Here is a 20,241-nt window from a genome sequence, read left to right as displayed (position 1 = left end):
CAGATCCGTCCTCGCAGCTCACGCATCAACTGCCGTTCAGGTCGATCCGGAAACGGGAGAGATTACTGCCGCCGGAAAAATAAAGCGAGACATCGCAGGGCATGAGAGGTATGCGACAGCGCTCGTCGAAGCTCCCGAGCGGCACGGCGCCGGCCTGACAGCCATCAGATTGTAGCCAGCTTTTGCACGAGCGGGTTGAGCGCGTTGAGGAACTCACGGACCTGACTCTCGTACCTGAATATACCCTTGGTCAGGAACGTTTGTCGCAAGACGACGTTCGCGCCGTCCGCGATCGCCTCAAGAGTGACGTTCGCCACGTTGTTTGCGCTCTTGCCCTTCCCGCTCCGTTGCAGGAACGCGATCAGATCATCTCCCCCACTGGCGAGGTAACGCTGAAAGGCTCGCAGACCCCTGAAGTTGTTGGAGTCCTGCAATACCGCGCTCGCAGCCGCTGTTTTCGTCACGTCGTTGGCATTGAACGAAACAGGCGCGATTCCCAGTGTGATGACCTCCACCCCGAGGTTGATCACGAATACTTTGAAGATATTGGCTCGGCTCACCGACCCTGAGGTCGAACCGATGGCGTCGGTAGTCGCACCTTCAACCACAGACAGTAACGTGGAGACCATGGCTTTCGAGGTGGCGATACTGATGAACACCATACCCTTGCGTGCGAGCTGAGAGGTGAGAGTCGAGACAACCTTCTGTGAGAGCTTCGCGGTCAATCGCGCGGACGCAGCACCACCGACCGCTGCAAACACTGCGGACACGGTTGCATTCGCGACTATCTTCGTGGGATTCCTGACACCGCTTGCAAGATCGAAAGCCACGGACGTTGTCACCGCGATCGTAAGCGCCACCTTGAGCTCCGAGCTCAGAGTGAATTGGCCCGTCGGGTCGCTGTTGCTGATCGGATTGCTGTTGGCGTAGAGATACCGGTGGAGCGAGACCGGATCCCTGAGTATGCCCTCGAAGGGATCCCGGCTCAGGAAGCGCCCACTGGCCGGATCATAGTACCTGGCCCGCAGATAGGTCAGGCCCTCTGGATCACCGAAGCGCTCACTCGCGAAGCGATACGAATTGGGTGTATCTCCGCTCCGCCCGAGCAGCTCGCCGAACGCATTGTAGTCATAGGTATCGGTCAGCTGGCCGCCCGCATCCGTCAGCGCGCGCACATTCAGGCTTCCGTCGCGATGATGATAGTGATCTACCCCGCCTCTATCCTGCCCGATCAGTTCGCTGCCCCAGGTGTACTCCGCGAATTGCTCGTAGGACTCGCCGTAGTCGGCCAGCACCTGCGAGACACCGGTCGGGTTGATCGGGTCCACAAGGAAGTTCGTGGTAAGCCCGCCTGCGGAGCGTGACAGGCGTTCACCGACGGCGTCATAGCTGTAGTGCACGGAGCCTGTTGCAGTGGTCACCGTCCGTAGCTGGTTCTCGGGATCGAACTCGTAGGTAGCTACCCCCGTGGGATCCGACCGCAGGAGACGATTGCCGTTGGCGTCGTAGCCAAAGCTGCTGTCGCCGGCTGCTATGAGCTGGTCTGCACTCGTGTAGGTGTAGGAAACACTCTGGCCGCTCAGGTTAGCCCTGTTGAGACGGTTGCCGACGAGATCGTACGTATACGACTGCTCGTAGAGCTTGGTGCCGACAGCAGAGTAATGACTTTCCCGGCTCAGCCGACGCTGGGAATCATAGGCGTAATCGACCCATGATCCGTCGGGGTGAACCACACGCGTGCGGTCGCCGGCGGCGTTGACCTCGTAGTCGTAATCGGCGATCAGCACGAGACCGCGGGTGTGCCTCAGGTTCACCAGTCTGCTGCGGCTGTCATAGGTGAATGAGGATAAGACACCGTTCGGATACGTGATCGAAGACACATTGCCGATCGCGTCATAGGTGTAGGACGTCGTTGCGTCATCCGGATCCGTGACCGAGGAAATCCGGTTCAGGGCGTCATAGGTATAGGTCGTAACCCGGGGTATCCGGATGCCGATGCCGGTTACCAGCCTGATCCGATTGCCGTTCCGATCATACGAAAAGGCGACGTAGCTACCGTCGGGCTGAGTGATCCGTGTCGGCCTGTCCATCGAATCGTATTCGTAAGCTGTCACGCCTTGCCCGTTAGTCGCGGAGAGCAGTTGCCCGGACGGGGAGTACGTGTAGGATTCCTCCGAACCGTCAGCGAAAAGCTTGCCGATCAGCTGACCTCCCGCATCATATTCAAGCGTCGTGACATCCCCGTTGGGGTCCGTCGTAGTCGCGATCCGGCCTGCGGCGTCGTAGGTCTGCGATTCGACCGTACCGTCCGGGAAAGTCTTGCTGGTGCGACGCCCGTTGGCGTCATAGGCGAAGAGCGTGGCACGACCAAGTGCGTCGATCTGGCGGACGAGATTGTCCTCCGCATCGTATTCGAACCGGGTCGTCGCACCACCCGGTTCGTCAACCGCCACCAGATTGCCGTCCCTGTCGTACGTGTAGCTCGTCGTCCGACCGAGCGCGTCAGTCTCGCTCAGGAGGTTTCCGAGCCCGTCGTAAGTCTTTGTCTCGGAGACGCCGTCCGGATAGGTACTACGGATGAGGCGATCGAGCGCATCGTACTCGAACTCGAAGGTGTTGCCTTTCGCGTCCGTCTGACTGACAAGATTGCCTGCCGCGTCGTAGGCGAAGGTCGTAGAATTCCCGAGGGCATCGGTCCGACGGGTGTTCCTGCCTGCCGCGTCATACTCGAAGCTGGTCACGTTGCCCAGGGCATCAGTCTCGGTCAGTATCCGGTCCGCGAGATCATAGGTCAGGACCACCTCGCCACCATCGGGACTGATGGTGCGGGTTCGCCTTCCGAGCGGGTCGTACTCGTAGCGCGTCGTCTCTCCGTTGGCATTCGTCAGTGCGACGAGATTGCCCTGCGCATCGTAGGCTCTCGTGACGGATTGCCCGAGCGCGTCCGTGTACGAGATGTCTTTCCCATTCGCGTCAAGCGCCAGAGCCGAGGAGTTGCCGAACGGGTCGGCTGCCGTTGTCAATGCACCGGTAGGATCGAAAGTGAACGTACTGGTCTGGCCGAGCGGGTCGGTCTTGGACGTAAACAGTCCGCGGCCGTCGACAGTCGTGCTGACGGTCGTGCCCCGCGCATCGGTCTCCGAGACTATGGCGCCGGTCGGATCGTAGCTGGTCGTCGAACGATTGCCTCGGCCATCGATCTCAGCGATCCGGTTTCCGAACGCATCGTACTCGAACCGGGTCGGGTTACCGTTAGCGTCCGTACGGACGATCACATTGCCATTGGAATCGTAGGTCCTGATCTCCTCGGCTATGCCCAGCGCATTGACGGTTCGCGTCAGACGCCCTGCCGCGTCATACTCGTAGCGGGTCGTCCGCCCGAGCGGATCGGTGGTCGACGTGAGCCTGTCCCGCTGATCGTAGGAGTAGGTCGAAGTTTCTCCTGCAGGATTCGTCTCCGTCAGCAGATTGCCTCTGGAGTCGAAACTGCGCGTAGTTGTCTCACCGAGGGGGTTGGTCGTCGAAGTCTGGTTGCCGTCGGCGTCGTAGCTGTTGACGGTGACACCACCGAGCGGATCGGTGACCCGCAGCACGTTGCCCTGCCGGTCGTACTCCAGCACGGTCACATTCCCGGCAGCATCGGTGACAACCTCCTGGCGGGCGTCCAGATCGCGCGCGTATTCTATGGTGCGGCCCGCGGCGTTCGTCACGCTGATCAGCCGTCCGTCCTGGTCGTACTCCGTACGCGCGATCACCCGCTCCAGGGGATCCGTCACGCGGATGAGCCCGTGATTTCGGTCGTAGGCGTAACGTGTCCTGTGGCCTTCCGCGTCCACGTGCGAGACGAGGTCACCATTGGAGTCGTAGCTGTAGACCTGCTCGTTGCCCGCCGGATCGGTCACGCTGATGATACGGCCCTCGCCGTCGCGCCGGAACGCGACCGAGCGGCCGGACGAATGCGTGATCCCATCCGGGGTGAACGTGATCACGTTGCCGCTTGGATCGGTGATGCTGCGCACGCCGGTGAGCCGACTTATGACGATTCGCGTTCCGTCAGGGGCCGTGTAGCGGAAGAGTTCCGGGTCGTAGGTGTCGCCCGTAACGTCGTCGGCCAGGATAACCGAGCCCGGCTGCGGATCGAATATGGTGAGAGTGTTGTTGGCCAGGCTCTCGAGACGGCCGAGCGTACCCGGGCGCGCAGCGAAGCTGGCGCGCAGCGAGGAGGCAGGGAACGGCACCAGCGGCGACAGGCGCGGCGAGACGACGAGATCGAACTCTTCCACCCTGCCGTTCGGCAGAGTTAGGCTCACTTTGTGCTGATCGGTCGGGATCAGGCCGAACGCGAGTCCGGACCTGTCCACGCGCCAGCCCGTCCCGGGCACCCGGTTCGTTCGCAGCTGCAGCGTGTTGACGTCCAGCCGCCAGCCGATACCGAAGTCTCCCTGCGCCTTGTCCCTGCTGTCATAGGTCCGGGTAACCGTGATCGGGATACCCGCCAGGGGGATCTCGAGATCGGTGAAGCTTAATGTGAAGTTGCCCACCTTGAGACCGCCGTCTACCTGCACGGTGGCCTCATCCACGTACTGATTGCCACCGGTGTCAGAGACGGTGAGACGAAGCGTGTAGAGGTCGTTGATCAGGAGCGTCGGGTCGAAGCGGCCGAGCGGGCCGTTCGTGACCGGCGCGGTACTCGTCACGATCGTCGTGAAGTCGGTCTCACCGGCAGGCGCATAGGCGAGCTCGTATTTCAGGAAGTTGCCGTCCGCCGCGGAACCGAGGACCTCCACCGGCTCAGTGACCGTGGCGTTGGCCGCCGGAGAAGTGAGCGACGCCGTCGGAGGCACTGTGTCACCCGTCGCACGCGCGACGACCTTCACCGTCGCAGATCCGCTGACGGCCCCTCTCGTCGCGGTGACAATGAAACTGCCGGGATCAGCTGAACTGAACAGCGGCCCGGCGGACCAGCCGACCACGCCGGTGAGGTTCTGGCTGGTACCATCCGCGAAGATACCCGTGGCGCTCAGAGGGACACTCTGCCCGGTCAGGACGGTCGCACCGGCGGGCGAGATGACGATGCTCGCGAGTGCCAGGTCCCCGTCGATGCCATCGCAGTTCGCGTCGATGCCATCGGCCGGTTCGTCGGCGGCGCCGGGCGCGACCGCGGCATCGCCGTCGTCGCAGTCGCCCTGGTTCTCGGTGAAGCCGTCGCCGTCGTCGTCGATGTCCGATGGAGCGGGACCCGTGGACACCACGAGATCCACCTGTGCGCCGAATTCCGCCACCGAGCCGGCCGGCGGCGCCTGCGAACTCACCGAACCGGCCGGTACGGACGGGTGCGTAACGGCTACGCTACTTCCGACCACGAGGTTGGCGCCGGTCAGCGAGGTTCCGGCGGCAGCTTCCGACTGGCCGACGACATCCGGCACGACGACGGGCTCTCCGACCACCAGTGTGTAGGACTGCACGGTGGAGAATCCGATGGTATCGCTGGCAATGAGACTGACCGCATACTCGCCGACGGCGTCCGGCGTCCAATTCAGCCGTCCCGTCGACGACAGGGTCATGCCCGCCGGCGCCGCGGCCAGCGACAGGCTCACCGTATCCCCGGCATCGAGATCGACGACCCTCGCGGCGTACTCGTAGGGGAAACCGACCGTGGTCAGGGTGTCCGGCTCGCTGAGGAACGCCGGCGGTGTGCCGGCCGGCTGCACATCGAACGTCACCGTGGCGATGTTCGAGGTTCTCTGCCCGTCCGAAACCTGGTAGGTGAAGGCGTCGGTCGTGCCGGCCAGCGGGTCCGGCGCCCGCTTGATCAGGTTCCAGCCGTTCAGCTCCGGCCGCAGCCAGTGCGGCGTCGGGTTGGACAGGACGTCACCGTCGGCGTCGGCGTAGCCCTCATGGAATATCCACTGGGTGCGGACCTGCGGCGCGGGAGGCAAGGGTTTCGCCTCCGTGCCCCCGATCACGCGCACGGTGCCCCTTAGACCCGTATTGAAGGACGTGACGATCTCTGCCTCACCGTCGCCATCGACGTCGGCGATGGTCGGGAAGCGATGGAACGGCGCATAGCGGTCCACCGGCATGAACTCGAGCAGGCTGCCGTCGCGGCCGCTGAAAATGTAGAGCCCGTTGCCGTTCTCGGCGTTGAGATGAACCACCAGGTCGTAGGCGCCATCGGCGTTGGCGTCGAACGCGGTCACACCCTGCCGCGCGCCCCCGGCGAAACCGGAGGGCTCCTGGAACCGGTCCCGATTCGCGTGACTCCAGAGCGGCGTGCCATCGGTATCGAACACCGCGAGGTAACGCGGCAGGCCCGAGCTGAACACGCTGTAGTCGCCGTCCATCCAGCCGAACTCGACCTGGCCGTCGCCGTCGAAGTCGGCGACGGAAATCGCGCTGGTGGAGGGCGTCTCCCGCGCAATTTCCCAGGCCAGCGTACCGTCGTGTTCGAACAGGTACGTCCAGTCCCTGCTGCGGCCGACGATCTCGGGATAAGGATCGTCGTCGAAGTTCGCGACGGCCGTGTGCAGGTACAGCCCCTGGCCGGGTGTCGTCGAAAATGCATCACGAATCGGCAACCGGAACTCGAATTCGCCATCGTGGCTGACGACGTGATTGTGAACTATGACTTCCATGGTGCCGTCCAGGTCGAGATCGACGACGGCAATGGGCTGGTTATTGACACCGTCCCGCTTCGGCTCAGCCTGGTACTCCCATTTCAGGGAGCCGTCCGCACTGTTGTAGACGGTGACCCCGGAGCACGAAACGCTCGCACCACAGCCGCCGGCATTCCACGGCACGAGGATTTCGACGGTCCCATCGTCATCGAGATCGGCGAAGGTCGGACCAGAGTTCGGCTCTGAGTAACCAATATAGGTCCGACCGGTGGGCTCGGAACCGCCGTTCCCCGGCCAGGCCAGGGTGCCGTCGTGATGGGCCGCGACCAGGGAGGGGGTCGGATCGAAGCCACCGTTCGGCTCCCGGAGGCGGTGCGCGATCAACTCGAGATCGCCGTCGCCGTCGATGTCGAGCAGGCCAAGATGGGAGCCCACGCGCACGCCGCCGACTGCCGCCACTTGCACCAGCGGGCTGGCGGGAAGCTGTACCGAGCAATCCTCGGCGTTGAGGATGAAGAACTCGCCGGTGAACGTATTCGTGATCCAGGACATGCCGACGAGCTCGATGTCGCCGTCGTTGTCGACGTCGCCGACGGCCACCGTGCCATTTGTCATGGTAGGCCGGGGCCCATTGAAGGGCAGCTCGCACTGGGTCTGCGTGTACACGCGATGCGGATCCGAGACCAGGTGGAAACCGTTGCGCCCAGGCTGCAGCCATGCCGGCTCCGGGTCGGTCAGGACGTTGGCCGCGTCGTCGATGCGCGTCTGGTCGAACATCCACTGGTTGCGGACGCCCGGCGCCGCCGGCAGCGGATTCGCGGTCGTGCCGCGCCAGACGCGCGTCGCGCCGGTACCGCCTGAAGTGAACGAGCTGATCAGCTCGGCCGTACCGTCGTCGTCGACGTCGGCGACAGTCATGAAGCGCTGCTCGGTGAAGTACGAATCGATCGCCACGAACTCGAGCACGGAGCCGTCGCGGCCATCGAAGATGTAGACACCGGTTTGTGCGGATATGCCGTTGTCGTAATGGACCACGAGGTCGGCCGCGCCGTCGGCATTGGCATCCCACGCCGTGATGTTCGGCCCGGTCGACCGGTTGATGAACGGTGGTGACAGCTCAGGGTTGCCAGCGTGGCTCCAGAGCACCTGGCCGTCGGTGTCGAAGGCCACCATGTAGCCCGGCAGGTTGCCGGTACCGGCGATAAAGGCAAACTCGACCTCGCCGTCCGCGTCGAGATCGGCCACGGTGACCTGGCTCTGGCCGTTGTTGACGAAGGGCCGCTGCCAGGCTAGCGCCCCGTTCTCTTCGAAGAGGTACACGTTCTGCTGGTCGTAGGCGACGATCTCCGCGAAGGTGTCGCCATCGAAGTCGGCCACGGCGCTGTAGAGATGGGTGGTGATTCTCGAGGGACCGCCGAGGTAGCTTTCAACGGGCAGCTCGAACTCGAGACCACCTGTATGGTCCACGACCTGCGTGTGGAGGATGATCTCCATGGTGCCGTCGCGGTCGAGGTCGGCGACGACCGGCGGCTTGTAGTCCGCATCGGCGCGCTGGTCGGGGCCGGTGTACTCCCACTTGATGCTGCCGTCGCGGCTGTCGTAGACAGTGATGCCGCTCCGCAGGTAGACGGACACGCTGCCGATGATGTGCCATGGCATCACGATCTCGACTACGCCGTCGGCGTCAATGTCGGCGAAGGTCGGGCCGGTGTAGCGGTAGGCGCCGCTGCTGGAGCCGGCCGCCGGGAGGCCGAGCGTCGGGCTCGTGGCGCTGCCACCGTCACCCGGCCAGGCCGGGGTGCCGTCGTGGTGCACGGCCAGCAGGTGCCGACTGTCGAAGACCTGGGATTGCGGCAGCGCCTCACGCGGCGCGATGATCTCCAGGTCGCCGTCGCCATCGATGTCGAGCAGGCCCGGGTGCGAGCCCTGCGCAAAGCCGCCGGCCGCGACCACCGCGGGAGAGGTCGCCAGCTCGGGCGTGCAGTCGGCCGCGTTAAGGATCCAGAGCTCGGCGCGGCCCGGGTTGGTGATCCAGTTGTAGCCGACAATTTCGGCCTGCCCGTCGTTGTCCACGTCGCCGACGGCGACCGTGCCGTTGTGCTGGAAATCGTTGGCCGAGATCGGGGACTCGCACAGGAGTTCGAGCTCGACCGGCCCGATGGGCTCCGGCAGCCCGGGCGTGTAGTCGAAGGAGCCGTCGGCGCGGAAGTCGAGCACGCCCTTTGTCGTGGTCGCAACGAGCTGAGCGCTGAGCGGGTCAGCGTCGGCGTCGGAGTCGTTTTGCAACACACCGGGCACGGTCTCACTGATGGTTTCACCGATGCGCGCCTGGTAGAGGTCGTCTACGGCCACCGGAGCACGGTTCAGCGGGCTCACGGTTACCATGAAGCTCTGCAGGGCGGCGGCGCCGGCGGGATCGGTGACCTGCACGGTGACGTCGTGGGCACGGGCGTCCGCCGCACCCGGCAACCAGGTGATCGACCCGTCTGCGTCGATCGTCATGCCGGCGGGCGCCGCGGGCAGGGTCCACGTGAGCGGATCGTCGTCCGGGTCGGATGCAACCGCCTGGATCGTCAGCGCAGTGCCCACTGGCACGTTGCGACCGGCAATGGGATCCAGCACGGGCGCTCCGTTGTCAGGAAGCTGTGCGGGTAACGAACGAACCTCGATCGTGAAAGTCCGCGTATCGGACAATCCGCCCTGATCCTCCACCCTCGCGGTGACGGCATTGGCGCCAAGCTGGGTCGCGTCAGGCGTGAAGTTCAGCTGGCCGGAGACCGGATCGATGCCGATGCCGTCCGGGCCTGCCGGGAGGGAGTAGCGCAGCGTATCGCCGGCGTCCGGATCGATGCCAAAGATCCGGAAGGCTAGGCTCTCGCCGAGGAACATCACCCGATTGCCGATGCTGGCCAGAGTGGGAGGATTATTCGACACGGCCACCGGAACGGTCACGGTCGCCGGCGCACTCGCGAGCTCTCCGTCGTCAACCACCAGCGTTGCGGTATAGCTGCCCTCCACGTCGGCGACGAACGATGTGGCCACATCGGTAGCCGAGGTCAGGCTCGCATTGCTGCCGGCAGGCACAGCCAGGGTCCACGAATAAGACAGGTCGGCGCCTTCGGGGTCGCTCGAGGCGCTGCCATCGAGCTCGACGAGTGCCCCGGGCTCCGGCGCGGCGGGTGTTGCCGTCGCCACCGCTACCGGAACCTCGTTTGGGCTGCGTGCCTCGATCACCGCCGTGTCGGGATCGCTGGCAGTGGTCCCGTCATCGACGATCAGCTGGGCCACGTAGAGGCCATCCTGGTCCGCCAGGAAACTCGTCGTCGCCGCGCCGGAATCGAGAATTGCGGCGGAACTGCTATCCGGCTGCTCCAGCAGCGACCACAGGTACGTGAGTGCATCGTCGTCGACATCGAACGAGAAGCTCCCGTCCAGCACGACGGTCTCTCCCGCCACGACCGACTGGTCGTCGCCGGCATCGGCCACCGGCGGGGAGTTCGCGGTGGTCACCGTCATTGAATCCGGCAGACTGTCAACGTAGCCGTCGTTCACGATCAGCTCGACGACATACTCGCCGGCCGCATCCACGGTGAAAGCGGTGTCGATGCCGCTTGTCGATTCGAGAGTCGCTTCGCTGCCGACCGGGCGATCCGCCAATCGCCACGCGTACGTCAGTACGTCGCCGTTCGCGTCTTCGGACGCATCGCCGAAAATCACGACGCGGGTGCCTACCGTGACGGTCTGGTCGAGACCGGCATCGGCGACCGGCCGGGTATTGCTGGTGGACACGGTCACCGTATCCGGAGCGCTCTGGTCCTTGCCATCGTTGACCACGAGCTGAGCCACGTAGTCGCCGGGCCGGTCGGCCAGGAACTCGGGCATGACCGCCGCGGGGTCATCCAGAACGGCATTGCTGGCAGCGGGGACCTGCAGGAACGTCCAGAGGTAACTCAGCGCATCACCGTCGGCGTCGGTAGAGCCGCTGGCGTTCAGTGTGACGACGGTATTGGTGGTCGTGCTCTGGTCCGGTCCGGCATCGGCGACCGGCGGCGTGTTGGTCGGGCCCGCGGGATCGGCGGCGAACGACCAGACGATGCTGTCGGGATTGAAGCGGTACCGTCTGTTCTGGCGAAACGTGAAGGTATCAGTGGTCAGAACCGTAGCGCCGGCAGCAACATCGCCGACGTCGACCGTTGCGTCAACGATCGTCGTGAAAGGGGCCGAGCTGGCTGCCGTTGCGACGACATTCGCCAGCGCATCACCGCCGTTGCGTACGGTAATCCGGTAAGTGAATTCGTAGTCCGTGCGGCTCACCCGGCGCGCACCGGCGTATTCGTAATCCACCACCTCGAGGGTCGTTGTGTCGGCTCTCACCCCGGCCGTATCGAGCATTGGCAGCAGAAAGACGGTAAACAGCGCGAAGAGGGTGCGTGCAGTGCGGGACAACGGCGGGCGGTTCAGCATGACGGTCGGCCTCGGCAGGCGGCCGCTCCTGCGGCCGCACGAAAAGATCGGCGCCGCGCGATCGATTGCGGTGCCGGGCAGCATCTCAGGACGAGAGAGGGGTGCGATCGCGAGGGCGGCGTCGCAATCCCAGAAGGGCCAGTCCGGCCCCCAGTAGTGCGAACGTGCCCGGCTCGGGCACCGCTGCCGTGGGCAGCGGACGGGTGAACGAACTGGCGACCTCGTTGAAAGCGAGGTCGAAGATCGTGAATGGCTGGGAACCGGGCCGGCCATCGCCGAGATAGGTGAAAGTCAGCGAGAAACCTGCCAGCAGTTCTCCGACTCCGACCGGGTCACCGAGGGCCAGCGCATCGAAAACTCCGCGCTGGTCGTCCGGCTCACCCGGGAAAAACGGATCCGGCGGCAGGAGGAGGACGTCCCAGTCGTCCGGTGCGTCCGCCGACAAGGGGTCGGCGATGTCGAACCCGCTACCCCATGGGTCCGGCACGAGGTCGAACACGAACAGGTCGGCATCGAAGTAGATCTGGAAGGACTCGATCGGCGCCCCGATTTCGTTGCCCACCGTATAGAAGTAGGTGTACCGGTCCTCGCCGTCGGCAGGCTCGACTTCGTAGAAGATTGGCGTCGCCGAGACCGAAACAGCAAGAAGACAAAGACCGAAGAATGCAGCGAGGCGCGTGGGACCCATTTTCATCTCCCCTTGGTTGTTGTTATGCCGGGTCCTGCCCGGAGTCGTTATGGGGTTAGGCGTAAACGGCGGACCAATCAGCTCACCCCCGCGCGGATGTGACTGCCCGGCCCATCTATCGACGGATCGAGGGCTAGCAGCATGGATACCTCCAGGGCGCACGCATAGCCTTATAGCCATGCCGTACCACTTGCAGCTGCCTCGCGGACTCTGACTGGCGGACTCCGGCGCCCGTTTACGATCTGTGTCATTACAGGGCAGTTGCCCGCAGCGGGCCGGCCGGGCACCCTAAGGTGGGGGCGAACAGGAATGCAGGACGACGACAGGTTCAGGACGGGTGGTGCGATCCGCGATCTGGGGGAACTGGCGGAGTCCGGCGCCGATTCCCTGGTCGGCAGCACCATCGGCCCCTATCGCCTGCTCTCGCTGATCGCCGCCGGCGGCATGGGCCGGGTCTATCGCGCGGAACGGACGGACGGCACCTTCGAGCGCGAGGTGGCGGTGAAGGTCGTGCCGTCCGGGCTCGGCGGCGAGTACGCCCGGCGTTTCGAGCTGGAGCGTCGCATCCTCGCCAGTCTCGCTCACCCGGATATCGCGCAGTTGTTCGATGCCGGCGTGTCGGAGTCCGGCAACCTCTACATCATCATGGAGCTGGTCGAGGGGGAACCCATCGACCGCTACGTCCGGGACCGGCGCGCGAGCACTCGCGGCAAGGCGCGCCTGATGCTGCGCCTCGCGCAGGTGCTGGAATTCGCCCACGCCAGGCTGGTGGTGCACCGCGACCTGAAACCGTCCAACGTGCTCATTACCGAGGACGGGAGCCTGAAGCTGCTGGACTTCGGCATCGCCAAAATCCTGGAGTCGCCGGATGACCTGACCGCGGCGTATCGCCCCATGACGCCGCGCTATGCGAGTCCCGAGCAGTTACTTAACGAACCCGTATCGGTTGCCAGCGATATCTATCAGTTCGGGCTGCTGTTCCTGGACCTGTTCGAGCAGCAACCGGGGTTCGAGGAAGAGACGCCGGCCTCGGCCACGGCACGGGCGGTCCGGGGAATCCCGGTCACGGCCGAGTCACGCCTGCTCGGCCGGCTGCCAACCGAGCTCGCGGCGATCATCAACAAGTGCCTGCGCCCGGATCCGGCCGAGCGTTACGGCTCGGCCGCGGACCTGGCGCGCGACCTGGAGAATCATCTCGCCGGCTACCCGGTCGCGGCACGGAATCCCGGCGTGCTGCAGCGCGGCGGAAAGTTCCTCCGGCGCAACTGGCTGCCATCCGCGACCGTGGCCTTGTTCCTTGCGGTCACCGTCGCCTCGACGGCCTGGTACATCCACGCCATCGACCGGGAGCGCGCAGCGGCGATTCTCGCCAACGAGCGGGCGCAGCAGGAGGCCGCGGTTGCCGAGAGTATGTCCGATTTCCTGCTGGGGATGATATCCGGCTCCAACGCGATGCTCACACCGGATGAGCCGCGCACGGTGCCCGAGGCCGTTACGCGGGGCGCGGAATTGCTGCAGACCGAACTCGCGGAGCGGCCGGTGGTGCGCGCGCGCCTGGTCAATTCGCTCTCCGGTGCGCTCAACAGCATGGCCGAATGGCAGAGTAGTCGGGACCTGCTGGAGGCCGCGTTGCCGGAACTCATCGACCACCCCGATATCGACTTCGAACAGCGCGGGCTCCTGCGCAGCAACCTCGCGTACGCGACCTACCGGCTTTCGGACTTCGATGCCGCCCGGGAGCCGTATGGCGAGATCATAGACCTCTACGAGCGGGCCGGCAGAGCCGACGATCTGGTGTATGCGAACGCGTGGCGGCGGCTGGGCCTTCTGGAGCGCCGGGCCGCGAACTTCGATGCCGCGGTCGAGAACATGGAACGCGCCGAGAGGGCGTATCGCGCCGCCGACGCGCCTGTGGGGGTCCTGGGCGGGTTCGCAGGAGACTACGGGCTGGTGCTGAGTCATCAGGACAAGGCAGCCGCGATTGCGAAGTACGAGGAATCGATCCGTCTCCTGCGCCAGATCCAGGGGGACGACTGTACGCGCTGCGCCATTACGATGGTCAATATGGCCTGGGCGCTGCGGGAACAGGAGCGACTGGACGAGGCGCTGGAGACGATAGAAGAGGCGGACCGGATCTACCGGCAGAATCTGGGCGACAATTACGGCACTCGGCAGGGGAGCATCGTCTTCGAGAAGGCAGCGATCATGAACGACATGGGCCGCTACGAGGAGGCCGACCGCCTGCATCGGCAGGCGACAGGGATCTATCACCGTGAGCTGGGAGCCCGCCATTCCCTCTACGCCCTTTCGCTCTACAATCATGCGCAGACCCACCGGGATCACGGCCGCTGCGATCTCGCCCTACCGCTGCTGCGCGAGGCCCGTGAAATTCACGTCGAGCTGTTCGGCGAGGCGGGAGAATGGGTGAAGAAGGACGACGCCCGAATCGCACAGTGTGAACAACGGCTGCAGGACTGAGACACACGGTCGTCGGCGCGGTCCGGGCGCTGCCAAATCCATGGTATCGCCGGTATAATGAGCGGCTGCTGAACAGGCTCCCGCCGGTCTCCGGTGCCGGAGCTCTACTCACCCGTCCGCAACAACCGGAGTGATCCCTTGAGCACGCACGACCGTCGCTTCTTCGACATCTTCATGCTGATCCTCGGCATCCTGATCGCCGTGGCGGTCGGTATCTTCCTGCTGGCCGAGTCCATCACGGACCGTACGCCCGGGGCCGAATCGGAGGCCATGTTCCAGGCCGAGGTGAAACAGCGCATCGCGCCCATCGGCGAGGTGGTGATGCCGGGCGAGGAAGCCGCAGCACGGGCGGAGGCCGAGACGGTGCCGACGCCCGAGCCGGTGGCGGCCACCCTGTCGGGACCCCAGGTCTACAACCAGGCCTGCATCGCGTGCCACGGCGCCGGTGTGGCCGGCGCGCCGGTGGTGGGGGACGCCTCCGTCTGGGAGGCGCGCATCGCCAAAGGCATGGAGATCCTCTACGACCATAGCCTGAACGGCTTCCAGGGCGATGCCGGCTATATGCCGCCAAAGGGAGGCCGCACCGACCTGTCCGACGAAGAGGTGATCGCCGCAGTCGACTACATGGTGGAAGAGAGCCGCTAGTGTCCTGTCCCGGTCGGCCGGGTCCGCATGCCCGCGGCGCCCGTAATCGTATTCCTGAAACTCACCGCCTCGGCGAGGTGATCGGTGCCGATCGCCTCGCTGCCGGAGACGTCCGCGATGCTGCGGGCCACCCGGATCACCCGGTGGCAGGCCCGCATGGACAGCGCCATGCGGTCGGCGGCCGACGCCAGCAGCCTGCGGCAGGCGTCGTCCAGCGGCGCATGGGCCGCGAGTTCGCGGCTGCCCAGCGCGGCGTTCAGCTTCCCGGCCCGCCGGAGCTGGAGCCGGCGCGCCGCGGCGACCCGAGCGGCCACCGCCGCCGTGGGCTCGCCTGACGACTGACCCGATCGCAGCACCTCCGGGGGCAGCCGGGTGACCTCCACGCCGATGTCGATGCGGTCCAGGAACGGGCCGGAGACGCGGCTGCGGTACATCGCGATCTGGCCGGGCGTGCAGCGACACTCGTGGCGGGGATCGCCCCGGTAGCCGCACGGACAGGGGTTCATGGCGGCGACGAGCTGGAAGCGCGCTGGGAAATCGGTCTGGCGCCGGGCACGGGATATGGTGATGCGGCCCCGCTCGATCGGCTCGCGCAGCACCTCCAGCACCGGACGCTGGAACTCCGGCAGCTCGTCCAGGAACAGGACCCCGTTGTGGGCCCGGGAGATCTCGCCCGGCATCGGCGTGCTGCCGCCGCCCACCAGCGCAGGTGCCGAGGCGGTATGGTGCGGCGCCCGATAAGGCCGCCGGCCCCAGCGCTCGCCGTCGAAGGGCCGGCCCGCGACGGAGTCGACGGCCGCGGTCTCCAGGGCTTCCGCCTCGGTCAGCGGCGGCAGCAGGCCTGGCAGCCGGGAGGCCAGCATGCTCTTGCCCGTGCCCGGCGGTCCGATCAGCAGCAGGTGGTGACCGCCCGCTGCAGCCACCTCCAGCGCCCGCCGCGCCCGTGACTGCCCGATTACGTCCGCCAGGTCCTCGCAGGGGTTGTCCGCGAGCGGTGGCAGGCCGGTGTCCAGCACCGGCAGACGTGGTTTGCCGCGCAGGTGCGCGACGACTTCGGTCAGGCTCGACGCCGCGAACACGGTGGCCCCGCGGATCAGCGCCGCCTCCCGCGCGACGGCCGCGGGTACCACGAGCGCCCTTCCGGCGGCCGCGGCACAGACCGCGGCCGGCAGTATCCCGGGTACCGCCCGCAGCTCGCCGTTGAGGCCGAGTTCGCCGTAGAACTCGCAGTTCCCGAGCGCCGGGGCCGGTACGTGCCTGCGGGCGGCGAGAATGCCCAGCGCGATCGGCAGGTCGAAGCGACCGCCCGACTTGGGCAGGTCCGCCGGGGCGAGATTGACGGTGATGCGGCTCTGGGGGAACTCGAAGTCGCTCTCCAGGATGGCGCCCCGAACCCGGTCCCGCGCCTCGCGCACGGCCGCCTCGGCGAGGCCGACGACGGAGAACCGGGGCAGGCCGCCGGACAGGTGCACCTCCACCATCACCGGGGGCGCCTCGAGCCCGTTCTGGGCCCGGCTGTGAAGCGTGGCGAGTCCCATCCGCCCTCCCTGGCAGATTTCGCTGGCAGACTTCCCCGGCAGACTCGCGAGGGAGACTTGCCAGACAGATTCGACGTCGGGCGCCGGGCGCGCCGGCGCGGAGTCAGTCCTGGTCGCTGGCGGGTTCGCCGTTGCCGCCTTCGGCTTCCAGCTCGGCGACCCGCTTCTCCAGTTGCTCGAGCAGTGAGCGGCTGCGGGCCAGCACGGCGGCCTGAACCTCGAACTCCTCCCGGGTCACGAGATCCATGCGGCCGAGCGCGGTGCGGAGCATCGCCCGGAAATTCTCCTCCAGGTCGCCCTGCACCGAGCGCAACCCCTGGGGGACCGCCGCCGCTAGCCGGCTGGCGAGGCTGTCTATGGTTTCTTTTTCCATGGGGCACTGTTTATCGCAGGCGGCGGCGAAAGGCCAGGCCCGAATCGGGCCACTGCGCCCGGAAAAGTGGCGTCGGCGCTGTCCATCATGATGCAGAGCAGCATTCTCGCTGCACCATAACGGAGCATACGCCAGACCAGGCCGAAGGTAACTTATTGAATTCAAGCCATATCCCGTCTTGGCACAGATTCTGCTTTACCCAGCCCGCATTGGCACCGGCCCGGTCGGCTGCCGGGCGCATAACGACAACAGAAACAGATCATCCGAGAAATACAGAGGAAATCATGAAACTGATCAACAAGACGGCACTACTGACGGCGGGTGTGCTTGCAAGCAGTGCGGCTATGGCCGACTTCTCCGCCAATGCGGGCTGGATGAGCGAGTACCACTTCCGCGGCATCTTCCAGAAGAACTCCTCGGCTTATGCCGGCCTGGATTTCGAGCAGAACGGCTTCTACGTCGGCACGTGGGCAGCCGACGTGGACAATGGTCCCGGCGCCGATGGTCTCGAGGTCGACGGCTACTTCGGTTACGGCGGCGAGATCGAGGGCTTCACGTACGGCATCGGCTTCACCGGCTACTACTACACCGGCGACTTCGACGACACCTACCAGGAGATCAACCTCTCCGTCGGTTACGACTGGCTGAGCATCGCGACGGCCTTCGGTGAGTACGAGAACTTCGACGGCCCCACCCAGGACTACACGTTCTACTCCATTACCGGCGAGTACGAGGGTTTCTATGCGACCTTCGGCGGTTTCAGCCAGGACTTCGACGGCAACTACCTCGAGCTCGGCTATGGCTGGGACTTCTCCGGCGTTGACCTGGGGGTCTCGCTGATCCTGGCCGAAGACGACCTGACGGGCCGTAGCGAGAACGACGAGTCGATCATCTTCACCATCGGCAAGTCCTTCGATCTCGACTGACAAGACCGGGGAGCGGCCGCTCACGCGCGCCGCTCCCGGTACATCCAACCGAAACAGGGGTACAAGCAATGAAGCTGATCACAGCGATCATCAAGCCCTTCAAACTCGATGACGTCCGCCAGGCGGTGGCCGACATCGGCATACAGGGCATCACCGTAACGGAAGTGAAGGGCTTCGGCCGTCAGCGCGGCCACACCGAGCTCTACCGCGGCGCCGAGTACGTCGTGGACTTCCTGCCGAAGGCCAAGATCGAACTCGCCGTGGACGACGACATCGCCGAGCAGGTGATCGAGGCGATCACCAACACGGCCCGAACGGGCAAGATCGGCGACGGCAAGATCTTCGTCACCACCCTCGAACAGGCGATACGCATCCGCACCGGTGAGACCGGCGCGGAGGCCGTCTGACCGTATAACGATAAAGGGAGGCTCCCCCAGTGGAAGAACTCACACAGTTAAGCGGGCAGGTGACCGAACTCGCCTATGCCCTCGATACTTTCTATTTCCTGGTGATGGGCGCGCTGGTCATGTGGATGGCCGCCGGCTTCACCATGCTCGAATCGGGTCTCGTCCGCGCCAAGAACACGGCCGAGATCCTGACCAAGAACGTCGGTCTGTATTCGATCGCCTGCATCATGTACATGGTGGTCGGCTACAACATCATGTACCCCGGCGACGCGGTATCCAGCTGGTTCCCGGGGATCTCTTTCTTCCTCGGTGCCGACAACACCGCGGAGGACGTGATCGCCAGCGGCGGAGACATCTACTACTCCGGCCTGTCCGACTTCTTCTTCCAGGTCGTGTTCGTGGCCACCGCCATGTCCATCGTCTCCGGCGCGGTCGCCGAGCGCATGAAGCTCTGGTCGTTCTTCGCCTTCGCGGTGGTGCTGACCGGCTTCATCTATCCCCTCCAGGGCTACTGGAAGTGGGGCGGCGGCTTCCTGGATCAGGCCAACTTCCAGGACTTCGCGGGCTCCGGCGTGGTGCATATGACGGGTGCCGCCGCGGCACTCGCCGGCGTGATCCTGCTGGGCGCGCGCAAGGGCAAGTACGGGCCGAAGGGCGAGATCAACGCCATCCCGGGCTGCAACCTGCCGCTGGCCACCCTGGGCACGCTGATCCTCTGGCTCGGCTGGTTCGGCTTCAACGGCGGCTCCGAACTGATGGTGTCCAACGTCGGCGAAGCGAACGCGGTCTCCATGATCTTCGTGAATACGAACATGGCCGCCGCGGGTGGCCTGGTAGGCGCGCTGATACTGTCGCGGCTCTGGTTCGGCAAGGCGGATCTGACCATGGCCCTGAACGGCGCCCTGGCCGGACTCGTGGCCATCACGGCCGAACCGCTGACGCCGACGCCCGGCGTGGCCACCATCATCGGCCTCGTCGGCGGCCTGCTGGTCGTGGGTTCCATCGTGTTCCTGGACAAGCTGCGCATCGACGACCCGGTGGGCGCCATCTCGGTCCATGGCGTGGTCGGCATGTGGGGTCTGCTGGCGGTGCCACTGACCAACGAGGGCGCCACCTTCGGTGCCCAGCTGCTCGGCCTGGTGACCATCTTCGCCTGGGTATTCATCGCCAGCTTCATCGTCTGGTTCATCCTGAAAGCCACCGTCGGCATCCGGGTGAGCGAGGAGCAGGAGTACGAGGGCGTGGATCTCAGCGAGTGCGGCCTCGAGGCATACCCCGAGTTCGTCAAGGGAGGCGGCGAATAGGAAAAACACCATAATAATCACTAAGGGTATCCGCCGGCGTCATCCGGTCCCCCTCCCGGTGCCGGCGGATACCTACCTGCAAAGGCTGTGGCACGCAGCCGCTGTTGCCGGGCCCCGTCAGGGGCCCTTTTTTTGTGCCGGCGCCGGTTATCCGGGCGGCAGCAGTCAGCCGGATCAGGTAGTGTGAACATAATGTGCGACGGGCCCGCAGCCCGGAATGGGAGTTGGTTCACTTAATGCGGACGGCCCCGGTGCTAGACTTCTTCCATCGCTGGCTGGAACCCCATCCACGGAATCTGGGAAAGACGAATCTGGAACATGAATGGACTGATCCGGACAGGGCTTATCGTTCTCGGCGCCACCTTCTTCCTGGCGACGCCGGTAACCGCCGACGTCTACATGTGGCGCGACGCCGACGGCACCGTGCACTACGGTGACAAGCCGGGCAGCGAGGACGCGAAGAAGCTCGACATCGAGACCGGGCAGACCGACCGGGCCACGGTCGCCCGACGCTACGAGCAGCGCCAGACGGCCCGCACCGAGTCCAACGCGGCCATAGCGGAGCGCCGCGCGTCCGCCGAGCAGCAGGCGGCCGACGCCGCGGCCCAGCGCGAGCAGAAGGCGGCGCGCTGCGAAGAGGCGCGGGAGCGGCTGGCGAGCTACATCAATTCCCGCCGGCTGTACCGTCTCGACGAGAACGGCGAGCGCCAGTACCTGGACGACGCCGAGATCGCCGAAGCCCGCGCCAAGGCCGAGGAAGCGGTCAACGAGAACTGCAACTGAGGGCACCGCCCACCCGGT

The 20,241-nt window shown here is 65.4% G+C and carries 10 protein-coding genes; 6 read left to right on the top strand and 4 right to left on the bottom strand.

Annotation, left to right across the window (positions count from 1 at the left end; all coding sequences use genetic code 11):
* Positions 1-164: 164 nt before the first annotated feature.
* Both ACJMK0_RS03700 and ACJMK0_RS03695 read right to left on the bottom strand, forming a co-directional pair.
* The gene (locus tag ACJMK0_RS03700) at positions 165-11,165 is read right to left on the bottom strand and encodes a PKD domain-containing protein (protein WP_405235621.1); all 11,001 of its coding nucleotides are present in this window, start codon (positions 11,163-11,165) and stop codon (positions 165-167) included.
* 1 nt (position 11,166) lies between these two features.
* Positions 11,167-11,769 carry a PEP-CTERM sorting domain-containing protein gene (locus ACJMK0_RS03695; protein ID WP_405235619.1) on the bottom strand — a complete coding sequence of 201 codons (603 nt, stop codon included), beginning with the start codon at positions 11,767-11,769 and terminating at the stop codon, positions 11,167-11,169.
* Positions 11,770-12,078: 309 nt separating this feature from the next.
* On the opposite strand from ACJMK0_RS03695, the gene ACJMK0_RS03690 reads away from it, so the two are divergent.
* Together ACJMK0_RS03690 and ACJMK0_RS03685 are read left to right on the top strand one after the other, a co-directional pair.
* Positions 12,079-14,247, top strand: coding sequence for a protein kinase domain-containing protein (locus ACJMK0_RS03690; RefSeq protein ID WP_405235617.1), 2,169 nt, complete (start codon positions 12,079-12,081; stop codon positions 14,245-14,247).
* A 138-nt stretch (positions 14,248-14,385) separates the two neighbouring features.
* A complete protein-coding gene (locus ACJMK0_RS03685; RefSeq protein WP_405235615.1) occupies positions 14,386-14,892 on the top strand; it encodes a c-type cytochrome in 507 nt (168 codons plus the stop codon).
* On the opposite strand, the gene ACJMK0_RS03680 is transcribed toward ACJMK0_RS03685, so the two are convergent.
* Together ACJMK0_RS03680 and ACJMK0_RS03675 are read right to left on the bottom strand one after the other, a co-directional pair.
* The gene (locus ACJMK0_RS03680; protein WP_405235613.1) at positions 14,889-16,430 is read right to left on the bottom strand and encodes a YifB family Mg chelatase-like AAA ATPase; all 1,542 of its coding nucleotides are present in this window, start codon (positions 16,428-16,430) and stop codon (positions 14,889-14,891) included. The genes ACJMK0_RS03685 and ACJMK0_RS03680 overlap by 4 nt on opposite strands.
* Positions 16,431-16,533: 103 nt before the next feature.
* Positions 16,534-16,803, bottom strand: coding sequence for an accessory factor UbiK family protein (locus ACJMK0_RS03675; RefSeq protein WP_405235611.1), 270 nt, complete (start codon positions 16,801-16,803; stop codon positions 16,534-16,536).
* A gap of 284 nt (positions 16,804-17,087) precedes the next feature.
* On the opposite strand from ACJMK0_RS03675, the gene ACJMK0_RS03670 reads away from it, so the two are divergent.
* The 4 genes from ACJMK0_RS03670 (at position 17,088) to ACJMK0_RS03655 (ending at position 20,223) form a co-directional block, all read left to right on the top strand.
* Positions 17,088-17,729: a TorF family putative porin gene (locus ACJMK0_RS03670; RefSeq protein WP_405235609.1), complete on the top strand. Its 642-nt coding sequence runs from the start codon at positions 17,088-17,090 to the stop codon at positions 17,727-17,729.
* 68 nt (positions 17,730-17,797) lie between these two features.
* Complete coding sequence (locus ACJMK0_RS03665; protein ID WP_405224929.1) at positions 17,798-18,136, top strand: P-II family nitrogen regulator; 339 nt, start codon at positions 17,798-17,800, stop codon at positions 18,134-18,136.
* A 29-nt stretch (positions 18,137-18,165) separates the two neighbouring features.
* Positions 18,166-19,440 carry an ammonium transporter gene (locus ACJMK0_RS03660; protein ID WP_405235607.1) on the top strand — a complete coding sequence of 425 codons (1,275 nt, stop codon included), beginning with the start codon at positions 18,166-18,168 and terminating at the stop codon, positions 19,438-19,440.
* Between the two features lie 318 nt (positions 19,441-19,758).
* Positions 19,759-20,223 carry a DUF4124 domain-containing protein gene (locus ACJMK0_RS03655; protein WP_405235605.1) on the top strand — a complete coding sequence of 155 codons (465 nt, stop codon included), beginning with the start codon at positions 19,759-19,761 and terminating at the stop codon, positions 20,221-20,223.
* Positions 20,224-20,241 lie beyond the last annotated feature (18 nt).

This window comes from Lentisalinibacter orientalis (assembly GCF_040706535.1).
Taxonomy (GTDB): Bacteria; Pseudomonadota; Gammaproteobacteria; order Steroidobacterales; family Woeseiaceae; genus Lentisalinibacter; species Lentisalinibacter orientalis.
This window is presented reverse-complemented; position numbering and strand designations above follow the sequence as displayed.

What these genes read in the sequence shown, in the direction of transcription:
- ACJMK0_RS03675 (WP_405235611.1), bottom strand. Translation starts at nt 16,803, where the DNA reads ATGGAAAAAGAAACCATAGACAGCCTCGCCAGCCGGCTAGCGGCGGCG.
- ACJMK0_RS03655 (WP_405235605.1), top strand. Translation starts at nt 19,759, where the DNA reads ATGAATGGACTGATCCGGACAGGGCTTATCGTTCTCGGCGCCACCTTC.
- ACJMK0_RS03665 (WP_405224929.1), top strand. Translation starts at nt 17,798, where the DNA reads ATGAAGCTGATCACAGCGATCATCAAGCCCTTCAAACTCGATGACGTC.
- ACJMK0_RS03680 (WP_405235613.1), bottom strand. Translation starts at nt 16,430, where the DNA reads ATGGGACTCGCCACGCTTCACAGCCGGGCCCAGAACGGGCTCGAGGCG.
- ACJMK0_RS03700 (WP_405235621.1), bottom strand. Translation starts at nt 11,165, where the DNA reads ATGCTGCCCGGCACCGCAATCGATCGCGCGGCGCCGATCTTTTCGTGC.
- ACJMK0_RS03690 (WP_405235617.1), top strand. Translation starts at nt 12,079, where the DNA reads ATGCAGGACGACGACAGGTTCAGGACGGGTGGTGCGATCCGCGATCTG.
- ACJMK0_RS03670 (WP_405235609.1), top strand. Translation starts at nt 17,088, where the DNA reads ATGAAACTGATCAACAAGACGGCACTACTGACGGCGGGTGTGCTTGCA.
- ACJMK0_RS03695 (WP_405235619.1), bottom strand. Translation starts at nt 11,769, where the DNA reads ATGGGTCCCACGCGCCTCGCTGCATTCTTCGGTCTTTGTCTTCTTGCT.